10 protein-coding genes and 1 riboswitch are annotated in these 16,316 nt (G+C 75.8%); of the genes, 9 read left to right on the plus strand and 1 reads right to left on the minus strand.

The features are described from left to right. Positions 1 to 10 precede the first annotated feature (10 nt). Positions 11 to 1,663: a CoA transferase gene (locus tag FHX73_RS37055; RefSeq protein ID WP_145910442.1), complete on the minus strand. Its 1,653-nt coding sequence runs from the start codon at positions 1,661 to 1,663 to the stop codon at positions 11 to 13. 169 nt (positions 1,664 to 1,832) lie between these two features. Between FHX73_RS37055 and FHX73_RS37060 the strand changes: the two genes are divergently transcribed. The 9 genes from FHX73_RS37060 to FHX73_RS37100 all read left to right on the plus strand — a co-directional run bounded on the left by FHX73_RS37060 (position 1,833) and on the right by FHX73_RS37100 (position 16,029). Next, positions 1,833 to 4,202: an FHA domain-containing protein gene (locus tag FHX73_RS37060; RefSeq protein WP_145910443.1), complete on the plus strand. Its 2,370-nt coding sequence runs from the start codon at positions 1,833 to 1,835 to the stop codon at positions 4,200 to 4,202. Beyond that, positions 4,199 to 4,696, plus strand: coding sequence for a hypothetical protein (locus tag FHX73_RS37065; RefSeq protein WP_145910444.1), 498 nt, complete (start codon positions 4,199 to 4,201; stop codon positions 4,694 to 4,696). Before FHX73_RS37060 ends, FHX73_RS37065 begins: the two co-directional genes overlap by 4 nt. Beyond that, positions 4,693 to 5,661, plus strand: a complete 969-nt coding sequence (locus FHX73_RS37070) for a serine/threonine-protein kinase (RefSeq protein ID WP_246214116.1) — start codon at positions 4,693 to 4,695, stop codon at positions 5,659 to 5,661. The genes FHX73_RS37065 and FHX73_RS37070 overlap by 4 nt, the downstream gene beginning before the upstream one ends. 39 nt (positions 5,662 to 5,700) lie before the next feature. Then, positions 5,701 to 6,987, plus strand: coding sequence for a DUF6777 domain-containing protein (locus tag FHX73_RS37075; protein ID WP_145910445.1), 1,287 nt, complete (start codon positions 5,701 to 5,703; stop codon positions 6,985 to 6,987). A 123-nt stretch (positions 6,988 to 7,110) separates the two neighbouring features. After that, entirely contained in the window at positions 7,111 to 8,547 is a 1,437-nt protein-coding gene (locus FHX73_RS37080; RefSeq protein ID WP_145910446.1) for a flavin monoamine oxidase family protein, read from the plus strand. Next, entirely contained in the window at positions 8,544 to 11,636 is a 3,093-nt protein-coding gene (locus FHX73_RS37085; RefSeq protein WP_145910447.1) for a ferritin-like domain-containing protein, read from the plus strand. Before FHX73_RS37080 ends, FHX73_RS37085 begins: the two co-directional genes overlap by 4 nt. A gap of 16 nt (positions 11,637 to 11,652) precedes the next feature. Further along, positions 11,653 to 13,257 (plus strand): FAD-dependent monooxygenase, encoded by a 1,605-nt coding sequence (locus FHX73_RS37090; RefSeq protein ID WP_145910448.1) that lies wholly within the window; start codon positions 11,653 to 11,655, stop codon positions 13,255 to 13,257. Next, complete coding sequence (locus FHX73_RS37095; protein ID WP_145910449.1) at positions 13,254 to 14,495, plus strand: cytochrome P450; 1,242 nt, start codon at positions 13,254 to 13,256, stop codon at positions 14,493 to 14,495. Before FHX73_RS37090 ends, FHX73_RS37095 begins: the two co-directional genes overlap by 4 nt. Before the next feature lie 4 nt (positions 14,496 to 14,499). Then, the gene (locus FHX73_RS37100; protein WP_145910450.1) at positions 14,500 to 16,029 is read left to right on the plus strand and encodes an FAD-dependent monooxygenase; all 1,530 of its coding nucleotides are present in this window, start codon (positions 14,500 to 14,502) and stop codon (positions 16,027 to 16,029) included. A gap of 126 nt (positions 16,030 to 16,155) precedes the next feature. Then, a riboswitch (FMN riboswitch) is annotated at positions 16,156 to 16,284 on the plus strand. The last annotated feature ends 32 nt before the right edge of the window (positions 16,285 to 16,316 follow it).

Genomic DNA, 16,316 nt, shown 5'->3' on the forward strand with positions numbered 1-16,316 from the left:
GCCGGCGGGCTCAGCGGGGGCCGAACTCCCAGGGGCTGCACGGCAGTACGCAGCCGTCCCGGTGCAGTGCGGCGGCGAAGCGCGGGTCCCGGGCGAGCTCGGCGGGGGTGGCGGCGGGCAGCCGGGCCGGCGGCGCGCCGGGCGGCACGGCGGTGTCCAGCAGCGCCAGCGCGGCCGAGAGCAGCGAGGACTCGACCCGCTGCCCGCCCCCGCCGCTCGCCCTGGCCACCAGCGCGGCCAGCACGCCGGTCGCGCTGACCAGCCCGCCGAAGATGTCGGTCACCGTCATCAGGGTCGGCGCGAGCGGTCGACCCGGCGGGGTGACCAGGGAGGCCAGCCCGCTGTACGCCTGCACCAGGTAGTCGGTGCCCACCGGCGCGCCGGCGCCGAGCTCCGCGCCCCAACCGGAGGCCCAGGCGTGCACCAATCCGGGCCGGACGGCGAGGAGTTCGGCGGCGCCGAGGCCGAACTGCTCGGCCTTGCCGGGTGCCAGGTTGTGCAGGAAGACATCGGATCCGGCGACCAGGTCGCGGATCGCCCGGCGGCCCTCGGCGGAGCGCGGATCGGCCTCTAGGACCCGCTTGTGCCGGTTGAGCGCGTGGAACCGGGCGGAGACCCCGCCGGTCATCGGCGGCACCCCGCGCAGCGGGTCCCCGCCGAGCGGCTCGACCCGCACCACCTCGGCGCCGAGCAGCGCTAACAGGTGCCCGGCCAGCGGACCTTGCAGGCGTCGGGTCATCTCGGCCACCCTCAGCCCGGCCAGCGGCCCGGCACCGGGCGACACGGGCGGCTCGGCTCCCGTGTGATCCCCCGACTCCACCGGCTCGATCTGCCACGGCGCCGTCGCACCCCCGCCCGCACCCCCACGCTCGCGCGCGCCCGGCCCCGCAGTCCGCACCGGCATGATCCCGACCCCGGCCGCCCCGGCGGCATCCGCCAGCTGACGGTACGGCAACGCGGCCGTGGCGGAGCCGAGTTCCGCCGGCAGCACGCAGCACCCGCTGGCGAACCGCAGCCGGAACGGCGGCCAACCCCGGCCCACCACCCGCCGGTCCACCCCGAGCGCCGTCCAGAACGCCAGCCACTGGCCGGGCTCCAGCGCCTCGATCTCGAACCGCACCCCGTCCGCGCTGGTGAACGGCGGCGCCCCGGCCGCGTGGGCCAGCGGCTCGGCCGGCTCGTCGGCGGTGGCCGCCGCCAGGTACTGGCCGACCGCCAGCAGCGCGGCGTCCGCGACCGAGGTCCGCACCCGCCGCACCGGTGCGCCGCGCAGCGCCGCGTAGCGTGCGGCGAGCAGGCCCTGCACCGCCAACACCCCGGCCACCGCACTCGCGTAGCCGATCCCGAGCTGCTGCGGCGCGCCGTGGCGGCGTCCGTTGACGGCGGCGATGCCGCAGGCGGCCTGCACATCCGCCTCGCCGGCCAGTGGCAGCGCCACCCGGCCGGCCCAGTCGAGCGCGCACTCCACCGCCTGCGGCCCGTGCCCGAGCCGCAGCAGCCACGGACCGTCATCCTGACGGTCGGTCAGCTCGACACCCAAACAGCCCAGTTGGCGGACCGCCAGGTCGATCGCCGGACTCCGGCCGGCCACCGCCAGTGGCACCCCCGCCAGCGGCGCGGTGGTCGCTGAGGCGGCCGGTCGCAGCAGTGTGTCCTCACGCATCCGTCCTCGGCCCCCTTGCCGCGCGGTTCTGATGGGACTCCAGAGGCGCACGGTGCGGAAGTTCCGCAAGTGCGCTGTGTGACGAGGATAGCACGAGCGGTGATCATCCAGGCCTCCGTCCGTCACTCGATGGCTCGCTGCCCGCTCGCGCCCGGGCTAAGGTCGAGGTATGGGAGAGCGACAGATCGCGCCCACCGCGCCGCAGCTGGTCCTGCACACCGCCGGCGACTCGCAGGTCCTCAGCCCGAGCCGCTCCTACCGCCTCGGCCGCGACCCCGACTGCGAGATCGTCCTCGCCGACCAGCGGGTCTCCCGCCACCACGCGGTGCTCCACGTGGACGACGGGCACTGGGAGTTCGACGACCTGGACAGCACCAACGGCACCTACCTGGACGGCCACCGGGTGACCCACCTCGACCTGCTGGAGACCGCCCCGGAGAGCGTGCTCCGGTTCGGCAGCCCGGGCGACGGGCCCGAGGTGGAGCTCACCGTGACCCCGCCACCGCCCCGGGCGACCAAGGTGGCGGCCCGCCCCACCGCGCTGACCGCGATCACCGGCTCCTACCGCCCGCCCACCAGCGTCTACCGCCTCGCCGAACAGGTCCGCACCGTCCGGATCGGCCGCTCGCACGACAACGACCTGGTGGTCGACGACCTCGCCGTCTCCCGCCACCACGCCGAACTGCGCACCGGGCCGACCGGCGCCTACGAGATCGCCGACCTCGGCAGCCACAACGGCACCTACCTCAACGGCAGCGCCGTGCAGCGCGCCACGATCGGCCCGGGCGACCTGCTCGGCATCGGCCACTCGGTGTTCTGCCTGGTGGACGGCGAGCTCCAGGAGTTCGCCGACACCGGCGACATCACCCTGGACGTCACCGACCTGGTGGTCACCGTCGCGGACGGCCGCCGACTGCTGGACGGCATCAGCTTCCCGGTCGGCGAGCGCTGCCTGCTCGCCGTCGCCGGCCCGAGCGGCTCCGGCAAGTCCACCCTGCTCAACGCGCTCACCGGCCTGCGCCCGGCCGACTCCGGCACCGTGCGCTACGACGGGCGCGACCTCTACCTGGACTACGCCGAACTGCGCCGCCGGATCGGCCTGGTGCCGCAGGACGACATCCTGCACACCCAGCTCACCGTCCGCCAGGCCCTCGGCTACGCGGCCGAACTGCGCTTCCCCGGCGACACCGCGCCGGCCGAGCGGGCCGCCCGGGTCACCGAGGTGATCGGCGAACTCGGCCTGGAGCAGCGGGCCGACCAGGTGGTGTCCAGCCTCTCCGGCGGCCAGCGCAAGCGGGTCAGCGTCGCGCTGGAACTGCTCACCAAGCCCTCGCTGCTCTTCCTGGACGAGCCCACCTCGGGCCTCGACCCGGGGATGGACCGCTCGGTGATGCAGATGCTGCGCGCCCTCGCCGACGACGGCCGCACGGTCGTGGTGGTCACCCACAGCGTGCTCAGCCTCGACCTCTGCGACCGCCTGCTGCTGCTCGCCCCGGGCGGGCGCACCGCCTACTACGGCCCGCCCGGCCAGGCCCTGGAGTTCCTCGGCTGCCCGCAGTGGCCGCAGGCCTTCGAGGAGTTCGAGACCCAGGAGGACCGGGACTGGTCCGGCGAGTACCGGGCCTCGCCCGAATACCGCCGGTACGCGGCACCGGCCGTCGAACCGCCGACCGCGACCCCGGCCGCACCGCCGCCGCTCAACCAGCCCACCCCGCAGCGCTGGCACCGCCAGGTCGGCACCCTGGTGCGCCGCTACACCGCCGCCCTGGCCGCCGACCGCACCTTCGTGGCGATCATGGTGGCGCTGCCGTTCGTGATGGGCGCGATGGCCCGGGCGCTGGCCGGCGGCAAGCTCACCCAGAACAGCGCGCTCAACGCCCTGTTGCTGCTCTGCGTCGGCGGCGTGCTGACCGGCGCCGCCAACGCGGTGCGCGAGTTGGTGAAGGAACGGGTGATCTACCGGCGCGAACGCGCCGTCGGGCTCTCCCGCTCCGCCTACCTCTGCTCCAAGGTGGTGGTGCTCGGCACGGTGACGGTGCTCCAGTCGGTGGTGCTCACCATGGTCGGCCTGGCCGGGGTGGAGCTGCGGCCGCAGGGCGGCAGCGGGGTCTTCCTGCCGCCGCTGGCCGAACTCACGCTGGCCGTCGCGCTGCTCTCCTTCACCGCGATGATGCTCGGCCTGGTGGTCTCCGCGCTGGTCGGCAAGGAGGAGGTCACCATGCCGCTGCTGGTGCTGCTGGCCATCGTCCAAGTGGTGTTCTGCGGCGCGCTGCTGCGGCTGAACGGGGTGCCGGGGCTCGACCAGGTCTCCTGGCTGGTGCCGTCCCGCTGGGCGCTGGCCGCGATGGGCGGCACCGTCGGCCTGCACACCATCGTGCCCGGCACGCTGACCGCCGACCCGCTGTTCCGGCACGCCGCGCACACCTGGCTGCTCGACATGGGGATGCTGCTGGTGCTCAGCCTGGCCTTCGGCCTGCTCACCGACCGGCTGCTGCGCCGGGTCGAGCCGGCCGTGATGCGGGGCAGGGGGCGGCGGTGAGCGTCGCCGATCCGGTCCGCGAGTTCCGGCCCACCCACGTGGTGCCGCCGGGCGGACTGCCCAGCTGGGCCGGGCCCGAGCCGAGCCGCCCGGCCGCCCGGCTGGACCCGCTGCTGCCGGTCCGGCTGCTCGAACTGCGCGGCGACTGGGCCCGGGTGGAGTGCGCCAACGGCTGGGCCACCTGGCTGGACGGCCGGCTGCTGCTCGGCCTGCCGCACGAGCCGGCCGGCGGCGCGCTGGAGCCCGGCGAGGACCCGCGCCCGCTGCTGGCCCGGGTGCAGGCCGCGCTCGCCGAGTACCGGGCGCTGCTCGACGAGCTGGCCGAGGGCCGGCTGACCGCCGGGGCGTTCGCCGAGCGGACGGCGGGGCTGCGGCTCGGCGCCGTGCTGGACGGCACCGACGCCTGGCTCTTCGACGCCGCCGAGCAGCGCTGGAGCTACTGCGACGGCCGGCGGCTGCGGCCGTACGCCGGTGACGGGGGACCGGAGCAGTGAGCACGGACCGTTCGGAGGCGGCCCCGTCGAGGACCGTGCCGTCGGACCTGACCGGCCGTCGGATCGCCGGCTACCGGCTGGAGCGGGAGATCGGCCGGGGCGGCATGGCCGTGGTCTTCCGGGCCGAGGACCTGCGGCTCGGCCGCACCGTCGCGGTCAAGGTGCTGGCGCCGGAGCTGGCCCGCAACGACGTCTTCCGCAAGCGGTTCGAGCACGAGTCGCGGATCGCCGCCTCGATCGACCACCCGCACATCGTGCCGATCTTCGAGGCGGGCGAGGCGGCCGGCGTGCTCTACCTGGTGATGCGCTACGTGGACGGCCGGGACCTGCGGGCGCTGCTGGACCGCGAGGGCCCGCTGGCGCTGGACCGGACGGTCCGGATCGCCGTCCAGGTGGCCTCCGCGCTGGACGCCGCGCACGCGCACGACCTGGTGCACCGGGACGTCAAGCCCGGCAACATCCTGGTCGCCGAGGGCACCGACCCGGACCACCCAGAGCACATCTACCTGACCGACTTCGGGCTGACCAAGAAGTCGCTGTCGCTGACCGGCTTCACCACCGTCGGCCAGTTCGTCGGCACGCTGGACTACGTCGCGCCCGAGCAGATCGCCGGCAAGCCGGTGGACGGGCGGTGCGACGTCTACAGCCTGGCCGCCGTGCTGCAGGAGGTGCTGACCGGGCGGCCGCCGTTCGTCCGGGACACCGACATGGCGCTGATCTGGGCCCACCTGCACGACTCGCCGGCCGCCGCCGGGCTGGGCGAGTGGGTGGACGCGGTGCTGGCCCGGGCGCTGGCCAAGGAGCCGGAGCAGCGGTACGCCAGCTGCGCCCAGCTGGCGGCGGCGCTGCGCGGGGCGGGGGAGCGGGCGCCGGTGGAGCTGCGGGCGGCGGAGCCGGTGCGGCCGGTGCGGCAGCCGCCGGGGTGGGCGGCGGCCGTGGTGCGTGCCCCCCGTTCACCGCAGTAGCGGTTGCGGGGGCGGCGGAGCGCACGCGGAGAATGGGGCGTGAGCGCTGAAGACCCGTCAGATCGACCTGCCGAACCGCCCACCGGGCCGCCCTCCGGCCCGTTGGCGGGCGGGTCGGGCGGGGGCGGGGCGCCGTCCGGACCGCCCTCGGGGCCGACCTCGGAGCCCGGCGCGGCGCCGACGGCGCCAGGGGCGACGCAGCCGGGGGCGACGAAGCCCGGGGAGGCGGAACCGGGGGAGGCGACGAAGCCCGGTGAGCCCCCCACCGAGCTGGTCGGCGCACCCCCGCCGCCCGCCCCGCCCGCCCGCACCCTGGTCGGTGCCTCCGGCGGCGCGCCGCGCCGGCCGTGGTGGCGCCGGCCGCGCACCCTGGTGCTGGCCGGGGTCGGCGTGGCGGTGGCGGCGGGGCTGGCGGTGCTGCTGATCGAGCGTCAGCCGTCGAAGGGTCAGAGCACGGTCGCCGGCGCGCAGGTGACCCGGCAGGCGGTGGGCTCCCCGGGCCGCGACCCGTACACCGGTTCGGTGGCCGCCACCAGCTCGGCGGGCGCCGCGCCGGCCACCCCGAGCGCCGGACCGACGGCCGTGGACGGCGGCGGCGTCGGCCTGTACGGCGGCACCGAACACATCGCCAGCTGCAACGTGCCGCAGCTGTCCGACTTCCTGACCACGCACGCCGACAAGGGGCGGGCCTGGGCCGGCGTCGAGGGCATCGACCCGAGCGGGATCCCCGACTACCTGCACACCCTGACGCCCGTGGTGCTGCGGCAGGACACCCGGGTCACCAACCACGGCTTCGTCAACGGCCAGGCGACGGCCTTCCAGTCGGTGCTGCAGGCGGGCACCGCGGTGCTGGTCGACGACCGGGGCGTGCCGCGCGCCCGGTGCGCCTGCGGCAATCCGCTCACGCCCCCGGTCGCGGACACCGCGCCCCCGCAGTACGGCGGCGACTCCTGGACCGGGTTCCACACGGACCACGTGGTCACGGTGAACCCGGCGCCCGCACCGGTGCACTCGCTGGTGCTGGTGGACCAGGGGAGCGGGCGGCCCTTCGAGCGGCCGGTCGGCACCGACGGCTCGGGCGACCGGGCGGCCGCGGCGAGCTCCGGGCCCAGCACCGGCACCAGCACGAGCGGCTCGGGCAGCCCGACCCGCACGGGCACGGGCACGCCGACCGGCTCGCCCCGGAGCACGGCGAGCGCCACCGGCGGCGCCGGGACCACCGGGGCGACCAGCGCGACCGGTGGTGCGACCGGCGGCGCCACCGGCTCGGGCGGCGCGAGCGGCGGCTCGACGAGCACGGGAGGGGCGGGCGGCGCCACCCCGTGAGCCGGGACGGCGCCGACACCGGGTTTGGCCTGCCCGGACCCTGAAATACTGTCAATGTTCCACCGTACCCGAACCCTTCGTGTCCGGTGGGATCCGCACCAGTGAAGCCTGAGAGGTGGAGCGATGCGTCCTGGCCGGCGGGTGACCGTGATCGGCGCCGGAGTGGCGGGCCTCGTGGCGGCCGTCGAGCTGGAGCGCAGCGGGTACCGGGTGACCGTCCTGGAGGCCGACCAGCGGATCGGCGGCCGGATCCTGACGCACCGTTTCGGCACCGACCCGGGCGCGCCGACGGTGGAGCTCGGCGCGATGCGCATCCCCGCCCACCACCACCGCACCCTCGCCTGGATCGAGCGCCTGCGGCTCGGCGACCGGCTGACCGCCTTCAGCCCGCTGCTCTCCGAACCCAACGCGTACGTGGCCACCGGCGGCGGCCCGGTGCGGATCGGCGAGGCCACCGCCCCGCTCCGCGCCGACCTGCGGGCCCGCCTCGGCGCGCGCGCCGACCACTACCGGGAGGGCACCCTGGCCTTCGGCGCCTGGTTCACCGCCGTGGTCGGCGCCAGCGCCCCGCCCGAGCTGCGCGAGGCGCTGGCGACCGACCTGCGCTGCCAACTGCTCGGCCTGGTGGACCGGATCGACCCGGTGCCGCAGGACCCGGACGGCCGGATCGACCTGCACGCCCTGTTCGCCGGCCACCCCGGCATCCGGGCCGGCTGCAGCGCCCGGCTGAACAGCTTCCTGGACGACATCCTGCTGGAGACCAGCAGCGGGCTGCACCGGCTGGCCGGCGGGATGGACCAGCTGCCGCGCCGGCTCGCCCGCACCGTGCACGGGCCGATCCGCTGCGGCCACCGGGTGGAGCGGATCGACGTGCGGGCGGGGGAGGTGCTGCTGCACGTGCGGCGCGGCCGGCTGGGCTACCTGCTGCCGAGCGACTTCGCGGTCTGCACCGCGCCGTTCCCGGCGGTCCGGCGGATGCGGCTGACCGGGGTGGACGCGGACAAGCTCGCGGTGCTCCGCGAGGTGGTGTACTGCCCGGCCACCAAGGTCGCACTGCACTGCCGGGAGCCGTTCTGGCAGCGCACCGGGATCAGCGGCGGCGCCTCCTTCACCGCCGGCCGGCTGCGGCAGACCTACTACCCGCCGGCCGACGGCGACCCGGGGCGCGGCGCCGCCCTCCTCGCCAGCTACACCATCGGCGCCGAGGCCGACGGCCTGGGCCTGCTGCCGCCCCGGCTGCGCCACCGCCAAGTGGTGCGCGAGCTGGCCGAGTTCCACCCGGAGCTGCTGCGCCCCGGCATGGTGCTGGGCTCGGCCTCCGCCGCCTGGGGGCAGTCCCCGCTGAGCGGCGGCTGCGCCACCCGCTGGGGTCTCGACCCCGCCCACGCCGAGCACCAACTGCGCCGCGCCGCCCGCCCCGTGCACCGCCTCTTCTTCGCGGGCGAGCACTGCTCCGGCACGCCGGCCTGGATCGAGGGCGCCATCGAGTCCGCGCAGCGCGCCGCCGCGGAGATCACCGCCTTCCGCGCCCCCAGGACCCCTGTGAGGGCCGCCGGTTGAGCGTCTTCGACCTGCCCCGTCTGCACTTCGCCGGCACCGCCACCGGCAAGCTCCCCACCGGCCCCCGCTGCGGGCTGGTCGACTTCACCACCCACACCGTCCGCCCGCAGGTCGCCGACTTCCCCGGCCACCTGCGCGAGCTCGGGCCGCGCTACCACGCCGACGGGCGGCTCGACCCCGACGGGCCGTTCAGCGTCGCCAGCGGGTGGAACTTCGGGGGGAACGGCCACTTCTGGATCGACGCGCAGGTCAGCACCGTCGAGTTGGCCGCCGGGGAACCCAGCGCCGACGACCCGGTGGTCGGCAGCGCCGTCGACCTGTGGGGGCACTACAACGCGTACCTGCGCACCACCGTCAACCGCGCGCGCGTCTTCGACGTCGACCCGGGCGGCCCGGAGTCGATGACCGTGCAGGTGGGGCGGTTCGCGTTCGGCCGGCGCGGGCGCTCGCACCAGGGCGGGTACGCGGCGAGCGGGGAGGTGCGCGGGGTGCAGCCGCCGCGCTGGGTCGACTTCCGCCGGATCCGCGAGGTCGGCGAGCACCCGCTCGCCGAGCAGTTCCGCTACTGCGCCGTGCACCAGTTCGCGGTGGCCCGGGAGGACGGGCTGAGCTGGCTGCCGGCCGCCGAGGCCTCGCCCGCCGTCCGGGCGCTGCGCGCCGCGGCAGAGCGGGCCGACGGGCTGGTCGTCCAGTTCGCGCTCGACGCCATGGCCACCCCGCCGGCGCCCGACGCCCCGAACCACTGGCGGGTGCGCGGCACCGTCGCACCCTGGCACGCCGCCGAGTTGCGCAGCCACCCGGCGGGCCGCCTGCTGGCCCCGGACCCCGCAACGGATCTGACGCCCCACCACCTGACGGTCCGACTGGCCGACGGCACGGCCCAGTTCAACCTGATCTCCGCCATCCCACTGGCCGAACGCGCCGACTTGGTGCCCGTCGACTTCGGCGACCTGGAACTGCGCACCGCCTCGGGGGAGTTGATCGCCCGCCTGCCCGGCGACAAGTACCGCGACGACCGGACGGCCGGCCTGGTCACCGTCCCCACCGAGCCGGACGGCGCGGCGGCCGCCGACCGCGAACCGCTGCGCCTGGTCGGCGCCGGCTTCGCGCTCACCGAGCGCGAACTCCTCGTCCAGACCGACGAGGCGCTGCTGCTGCTCCACCACCGGGACACCGCACGCGAGCGCGACCACGCGGTCGAGCTGCCGATCCGCGCCTACTGGCGGGGCGCGCCGGCCGGCCCGCGCACCGTCCGGATCGGCCACCGGCCCAACCCCCGCAGCTGTGAACACCCTGACCCGCTCGGCCTGCGCGCGCCCGGCTCCGGCGACTGGGCCCCGCAGTGCGAGGTGCGCCTCGACCACCGCGGCCACGCCCGGGTGGCGGTCCGCGGCGAACACCCGGGCGGCTGCCTGCTCCTGCTCGGCCCGGACGACACGATCGCCGCCCGGGTGCTGCCCGACGACTGGCACCTGGACGAAGTCCCCGACGTCGAGGTGGACTTCGCGCTGCTGCACCGGGAGGTCTTCGCCTTCTACGAGCAGCTCTCCACCTTCATGACCGCCGAGGTGTTCAGCCTCGCCGACGAGTGCAAGGTGGCCGCCTACGCCGAGCTGATCTGGCAGATGTGCGACCCGCGCAACCGCCACCTGACCTACGCCATGCCGCCGGGCCGCGACCTCAGCGAGCCCAAGTCCCGGCTGCTGCTGGCCTACCTGCGCAACGTGCAGCGCCGCCGGCTGCCGGCGCCGGTGCCCGCCGTCGCACCGGTGCAGGCCGCGGTAGGAGTCGGGGCCGGGGCCGGGGTCGCGGCCGACCCGATCCGCACCCGCGGCAGGCTGTGGGCGGCGCTCAAGCAGGCCGCCGCCCTGGAGCTGACCGTGATGCTCCAGTACCTGTACGCGGCCTTCTCGCTGCCCGGCCACGCCGCCGGCCGCGAGCTGGTCCGGCGCGGGCGGTGGACGGAGCGCCAGCTCGCGCTGGCCTGCGGCGGCGGTGGGGCGGACACCGAGGACGGCATCCGGGGCGCGCTGTTCGCGGTGGCCCGCGAGGAGATGATCCACTTCCTGCTGGTGAACAACATCATCACCGCGATGGGGGAGCCGTTCCACCTGCCGGTGATCGACTTCGCCACCATCGGCGCCGAGTTGCCGGTGCCGCTGGACTTCGCGCTGGAGGGCCTGCACATCGGCAGCGTGCAGCGGTTCGTCGCGGTCGAGCGGCCGGAGCCCCCGGTGGCCGCGGGCCCGGTGGGCGGGGGCCCGGGCGCCGCGGGCCCGAGCGGCTGGGGATCGATCAGCGTGCTCTACGCGGCGATCCGGGACGGGCTGGAGCGGGTGCCGGAGCTCTTCCTGGTCGAACCGGGCCGGGGCGGCGGCGAACACCACCTGTTCCTGCGCGAGTCGGTCAACTCCGCCCACCCCGACTACCAGTTGGAGGTGGACGACCTGGCCGGCGCACTGGTCGCCGTCGACCTCATCACCGAGCAGGGCGAGGGCCGGGGGAGCGCCGCCGCCGGCCCGGAGGTCTCGCACTTCCAGACCTTCTGCCGGATCTCCGAGACGCTGAGCACCGAGCGGGTCAAGGGGCCGGCCGGCCTGCTGCTGCCCTGGGAGCCGGCCCACCCGGTGCTGCGCAACCCGACCCTGGACGGCGCGGACGGGGCCAAGGCCCGGGTAACCGACCCGGCCGCCCGGGAAGTGCTGCAACTCTTCAACCGCAGCTACCTGTTGATGACCCAGCTGATGGTCCAGCAGTTCGGCGAGGCACCGGACGGCAGCCTGCGCCGGTCCAAGCTGATGAACGCCGCGATCGACGTGATGGCGGGCCTGCTGCGCCCGCTGGCCGAACGGCTGGTGACCATGCCGTCCGGGCGGCCGGGCCGCACCGCCGGGCCGTCCTTCGAGCTGGAGACGGTGCCGGGCTTCGTGGCCCGCCCGGACGTGGCCCGCCGCTCGCTGGCGCTGCGCTTCGAGCACCTGGCCGCCGCGGCCCGGCGCTGCGAGGCGGCCCCGCCGCAGGTGGCCGAGCTGATGAGCTTCTACGCCGGGTACTTCCGGCGACAGGCCGAGTCCTTCCACGGTAGGTGAAGTGAGGAGCCCTCAGATGACCGCTCAGACCCACGAGGCGTACCAGACCGACGTACTGATCGTCGGCGCCGGCCCGGTCGGCCTGGCGCTGGCCCTGGACCTCGGCTACCGGGGGGTGGACTGCCTGGTGATCGACGCCTCCGACGGCGCCGTCAACCACCCCAAGGTGGGCACCGTCGGCCCGCGCTCGATGGAGCTGATGCGCCGTTGGGGGCTGGCCGAGCGGGTCCGCGCGGCCGGCTGGCCGGGGGACCACCCGCTGGACATCGCCTGGGTCACCGCGCTCGGCGGCCACGAGATCCACCGGCTGGACTTCGGCACCGCCGACACCAGGACGGCGCCGCCCTACACCCCGGAGCCCGAACAGGTCTGCCCGCAGCACTGGTTGATGCCGCTGCTGGCCGGGGCGGTCGGCAGCCACCCGGCGGGGCCGCTGCGCCGCCGGGTCCGGCTGGACTCCTTCACCGAGGAGGGCGACCGGGTCCGCGCCACCGCCACCGACCTGCGCGGCGGCGGCAAGGTGGCGATCACCGCCCGCTACCTGGTCGGCAGCGACGGCGCCTCCTCCACCGTGCGCAAGCACCTGGGGGTGGACTCCCCGCAGTACTTCACCACCCGGGTCTTCCGGAACATCCTGTTCCGTGCGCCCCGGCTGCGCGAGCAGCTCGGCGACCGCGCCGCCCTGGTCTTCTTCCTCACCCAGCCGCCGGGCCTGCGCTACCCGCTGCGCTCGATGGACGGCCGCGAGCTCTACCGGCTGACGGTGGCCCAGGACAGCCCGGCCCCCGCGCTCGACCTGGTCCGCTCGGCGATCGCCCTGGACACCCCGCTGGAACTGCTCTCGGAGAACGTCTGGCACCTGACCCACCGGGTGGCCGAACGCTTCCGGCAGAGCCGGGTGCTGCTGCTCGGCGACGCCGCGCACACCCTCTCCCCGTCCGGCGGCTTCGGCATGAACACCGGGCTGGCCGACGCGGCCGACCTCGGCTGGAAGCTGGCCGGCGAGCTGGCCGGCTGGGCTGGGCCGGGCCTGCTGGACAGCTACGACACCGAGCGCCGCCCGGTGGCCGAGCGCAGCCTCACCGAGGCCAACCGCAACCTGCGCCGCACGCTCGCCCGGGAGCTGCCGCCGGAGCTGGTGCTCGACTCGCCGGCCGGCGAACGGGCCCGGCGCAGGCTCGCCGAGGGGCTGGCCGGCAGCGAGGTGCGCGGCGAGTTCGACGCCCCCGACGTGCACTTCGGCTACCGCTACGCCTCCCCGCTGATCGTGCCGGACCCGGCCGCGCACGAGCACGAGCACGAGCCCGCCGGGCCCGCCGCCGACTGGCGCACCGTCCCGCTCCCCGGCGCCCGCGCCCCGCACGCCTGGCTGCCCGGCGGCGAGTCGGTGCTCGACCACTACGGCCCCGGCTACACCATGGTCGCCCAGGAGACCGTCGAACTCGACGGCACCGCAAGGGCGTTCGCCGAACGCCGGATCCCGTTCCAGGCCCTGCACACCGAGGTCTACCCGAGCCGCTACGTGCTGGTCCGCCCGGACGGCCACGTCGCCTGGCGCGGCGACCGGCTGCCCGCCGACCCCGGCGCGCTCGCCGACACCGTGCGCGGCGGTGCCCGGTGAACGAACGGCCCTCCGATGCCGCTGCCCCCGGTCCGGCTGGACTCCCCGGCTTCACCCCCGCCGAGGTCCCGGTCACCGACCCCTACCCGCACTACCACCGCTACCGCACGGCCGCCCCGGTCCACCTGGCCGCCGACGGCAGCTACTACGTCTTCGGCCACGCCGAGGTGGCCCAGGTGCTCTCCGGCCGCCGCGACTACGTGCGCGGCCCCGTCCCGGCCCGGATCCCGCAGGACTGCCCGCACCTGAGCCGCACCGTGGCCAACTGGATGGTCTTCATGGACCCGCCCGAGCACACCCGGGTCCGCGCCCTGGTCTCCCGCAGCTTCACCCCGCGCACCGTGCAGGCGCTGCGCCCGCGGATCCGCCGGATCGCCGCCCGGCTCGCCGAACAGCTGGCGGACACCCTCGCCGGGCACGGCGAGGCCGACCTGGTGGCCGGGTTCGCCGCGCCGCTGCCCGTGCTGGTGATCAGCGAACTGCTCGGGGTGCCCGAGCGGGACCGCGACTGGTTCCGGGCCCGCGCCCTCGACCTGGAGCAGGCGACCAGCTCCCGCACCGGCCGGCGGGCCGACGGCTTCGCCCTGGCCGAGGCGGCCGCCGGCGAACTGGACGCCTACTTCCGGGCCGAGCTGCGCCGCCCGGGCCGGGCCGACCGCGGCGACCTGATCGGCCTGATGCTCCGGCACGGCGCCGGGCTGTCCGAGGACACCCTGGTCGGCACCTGCGTGCACCTGCTGACGGCCGGTCACGAGACCACCACCAACCTGCTCGCCAAGGGCCTGCTGGCCCTGCTCGCCCACCCCGGGCAGCTGGCCGCGCTGCGCTCCGGCCTGCTGCCGCCCGCGGCCGCGGTGGAGGAGCTGGTCCGCTACGACCCGCCGGTGCAGATGATCACCCGGCGGGCCCGGGAGCGGGACGTGCTGGCCGGCCGCACCATTCCCGCCGGCAGCAAGCTGGTGCTGGTGCTCGGCTCGGCCAACCGCGACCCGGCCCACTTCCCGCACCCCGACCGGCTCGACCTGGCCCGCGACACCCACCGGCACTGCGGCTTCGGCACCGGCATCCACTACTGCGTGGGCGCCCCGCTGGCCCGGGCCGAGGCCGAACTCGGCCTAGCCGCCCTACTGGCCCGGATCCCGCGCCCCGCGCTGTCCACCCGGTCCGCCGAACCGCTCCGCTACGCCCGGGACTTGGTCTTCCACGGCCCGTCCAGGCTGATGCTGCAAGGAGACTGACGCCATGTCACGGACGAGCCACGACGTCGTGGTGGTCGGCGCCGGACCGACCGGGCTGGCGCTGGCGATCGGCCTGCGGCAGTACGGGCTCTCGGTGGCGGTGCTGGAGAAGGAGGACAGCTCCAAGCGGCAGCCGCGGGCCGGCGTGGTCTGGCAGCGGGCCCTGGAGGTGCTCGCCGACCTGGGCTGCGCGGAGCGCTTCCTGGCCCACGGAATCCCGCTGCACAGCTCGGAGTTGGTGGTCTCCGGCCGTCCGCTCGGGGTGCTCCGGATGGCCGTGCCCGGCACCCGGTTCCCGCACCCGCTCTCGATCGAGCAGGACGTGATGGAACGCCTGCTCGGCGAACGGCTGGTGGAGGTCGGCGGCGCGGTCGAGTGGTCCACCGAGGCGGTCGCCGTCCGGGTCGGCCCGGGCGGCGCCGAGGTCGACGCCCGCGGACCGGACGGCGCGCCGCGCACCCTGCGCTGCGCCTGGGTGGTCGGCTGCGAGGGTGCGCACAGCCTGGTCCGCAAGGCGCTCGGCGTGCCGTTCGACGGCGGCCCGCGCCCCAACCTCCAGGTGGTGCAGCTGAACGCCCGCGCCGAGTGGCCGTTCCCGGAGAAGCCCGGCCACTCCTACCTGTTCCTGGAGCGCGGCATGTCGGCCGGCGCCGCCCCGCGCCCCGGCGGCGGCTACCGGTTCTACGGCTTCACCGCCGACCCGGACCAGCGCCCGCTGGCCCCGCCCAGCGTGGACGAGATGCGCGACTACCTGGTCCGCGTCTCGCACGCCCCTCGGCTGCGGCTCACCCCGACCGACCCGCCGTGGAGCAACCGGGCCCGGTTCCAGGACCGGTTCGCCCGCACCCTGCGCTCCGGGCGGGGGCTGCTCGCCGGGGACAGCGCCCACCTGTGGGCGCCGGTCTCCGCGCACGGCCTGAACACCGGGCTGCGCGGCGCGCACAACCTGGCCTGGAAGCTGGCCGGCGTGCAACTGGGCTGGGCCCGCCAGGAGTTGCTGGATACCTACGCGAGCGAGCAGCGGCTGACCGCGCTGCGGGTGCTGCGGATGACCCGGCGGGACCGGCTGGAGCTGCCCGCGACCCGGTTCACCATGCTCTCGATGCGGCTGATCGGCGGGCGGCTGGTGAGCGGTCGGCGCAGCGCCGGCCGGATCCGCAGCCGGCTCAGCGACCTCGACCAGCACCACCGGGAGAGCGCGCTCTCGGTCGGCGCGGCCGGCGGCGACCGGCTGCCCGACCTGCCGGTCTGGTGCCGGGGCCGCTGGCGGCGGCTGCACGAACTGCTCGACTACCAGCGGTGGACGCTGCTGCGGGTGACCGGTTCGGACCGGGCCGACCGCCAGTTGGAGCGGCTGCTGGCCGCCTTCCCGGTCCCGGTGCGGGTGCACACCCTGCTGCCCTCACTGGGCCACGAGCACCTGCTGCCGGCGGACTCGCTGGTACTGGTCCGCCCGGACTCCCACATCGCGCTGGCCGCCCACCACCCCGAGGAGGTGGCGGCCTACCTGGCCCGCTGGTTCGTCCGCCGCTGAGCCGGTGTCAGCGGCCCGCCCGGGCTGATTCCCGCCCGCGGAGTGAAAGACAGCACAGCGGTCCCCTCTCCCGTCGCCCTCCCGGACCGTGGCATGATGAGGCCACTGCACGAAGCAGTGACGTTCAGCGCACTCCGGGGTCGGTGAAACTCCGAACCGGCGGTTACAGTCCGCGACCCGTCCGCAAGCCAGCGGCCGGTTGACCAGGTGAAATTCCTGGACCGACGGTTAAAGTCCGGATGGGAGGCGTGCGCGACGGGTTCGACGGCAGTACCACGGTCCTCTTC

Origin of the sequence: Kitasatospora viridis (assembly GCF_007829815.1) — a bacterium.
Classification (GTDB): Bacteria; Actinomycetota; Actinomycetes; order Streptomycetales; family Streptomycetaceae; genus Kitasatospora; species Kitasatospora viridis.

Bases quoted from the DNA above. Each gene is read 5' to 3' on its own strand.
- FHX73_RS37060 (WP_145910443.1), top strand. From the start codon at position 1,833: ATGGGAGAGCGACAGATCGCGCCCACCGCGCCGCAGCTGGTCCTGCAC.
- FHX73_RS37055 (WP_145910442.1), bottom strand. From the start codon at position 1,663: ATGCGTGAGGACACACTGCTGCGACCGGCCGCCTCAGCGACCACCGCG.
- FHX73_RS37090 (WP_145910448.1), top strand. From the start codon at position 11,653: ATGACCGCTCAGACCCACGAGGCGTACCAGACCGACGTACTGATCGTC.
- FHX73_RS37100 (WP_145910450.1), top strand. From the start codon at position 14,500: ATGTCACGGACGAGCCACGACGTCGTGGTGGTCGGCGCCGGACCGACC.
- FHX73_RS37080 (WP_145910446.1), top strand. From the start codon at position 7,111: ATGCGTCCTGGCCGGCGGGTGACCGTGATCGGCGCCGGAGTGGCGGGC.